The organism is Tsukamurella pseudospumae (genome assembly GCF_001575205.1).
In the GTDB taxonomy this organism is placed as follows: Bacteria; Actinomycetota; Actinomycetes; order Mycobacteriales; family Mycobacteriaceae; genus Tsukamurella; species Tsukamurella pseudospumae.
This window is the reverse complement of the sequence record NZ_LSRE01000037.1, coordinates 1-1,204: the sequence shown is the minus strand read 5'-3', so window position 1 is coordinate 1,204 and position 1,204 is coordinate 1. Positions and strand designations below refer to the sequence as shown.

Below are 1,204 nucleotides of genomic sequence, written 5' to 3'. Positions count from 1 at the left end.
CGCCAACGCCGCGTCGACATCGCCTGCTAAGGCGGTGATCAGCCGCGACACCGTCGGATCGGAGGCGACCTGGCCCATCACCTGTGGTTGGGTGCGGAGCTGATCGAGGTCGGCCAGGCAGTCCCCGCCCGCCGCGATCGACACCGCCAGATCAAGCACCGTCTTCCCCGGATCGTGGATCGCGTTCGGCTTGCGCCACGGCATCAACGCACTGGTCAGAGCCGCGGTCAGACCGACCGTCTCGGCGGTACGAAGCAACAGCACTGTCCCGGCATGCGAGACGAGGTTCGTTCCGGCCGCGTCGACCGACACCTTCGGGTAGCAGGACGTAGACTGACTCACCAGAAAGGTGCTCCTTCGAGACTGGAAATAGGTTGGTGTGGTAACCCCTATTCTTCCAGCTCAGAGCACCTTTCTTCATGTCCGACACGACCTCACCCGCGAAAGGCCGAGGCTAGCGCGGCAGGGTCCGGCTGAGGGTCGGGGATACGTCCACCGCCGCCTGGTCCCGGCAGTTGCACTGGCTTGCTGACAACCGTGGTGCCCGAGTAGAGCGTCCGCGTCGCGTTCTCCGAGACGGCCTGCCCGTCGCGGACGGCGGTCTCGGTGTACTTCTTGCGTCGGTACGTTCCCGCAACGCTAGACAACCACGCGGCCTGGTAGGGGATGCCGGGGACTGCTGCACCGAGAGGTGACAGTTACGGTGTTATGCCGCCGGGGCGGCTGTGTTGATGATGGTCTCGTATTCGATCGGGGTCAATCGGCCGAGGCGGGCTTGCCGACGGCGTCGGTGGTAGGTCCGTTCGATCCACGTGACGATCGCGATCCGCAGCTGCTCGCGGGTGGCCCAGCGGTGCCGGTCGAGGACGTTGCGCTGGAGCAGCGCGAAGAACGATTCCATCGCGGCGTTATCGCCGGCAGCGCCCACGCGGCCCATCGACCCGACAAGGCCGTGCTGGTTCAACGCTGCCACGAACTTGCGCGACCGAAACTGAGAACCCCTGTCCGAGTGAACAATACACCCGGCGACGGGACCAGGTCGACGGGCAACAGCATTGTTCAGAGCGTTCACCGCCAGGCGGGATTGCATGCGTGAATCGATGCTGTAGCCGACGATCCGCCCCGAGCACACGTCCTTGATCGCGCAGAGGTAAAGCTTGCCCTCATCGGTCCAGTGCTCGGTGATATCAGTGAGCCACAACTC

Annotated in this window: 2 protein-coding genes; both read right to left on the bottom strand. The window is 64.6% G+C overall.

Translation table 11 applies throughout. The features are described 5' to 3' along the window. The coding region (locus AXK61_RS17585; RefSeq protein ID WP_197466858.1) for a transposase at positions 1 to 342 on the bottom strand (342 nt) is incomplete at its 3' end. Between the two features lie 364 nt (positions 343 to 706). Beyond that, a partial coding sequence (locus AXK61_RS17580) for an IS3 family transposase (RefSeq protein WP_156485735.1) occupies positions 707 to 1,204 on the bottom strand: 498 nt, incomplete at its 5' end.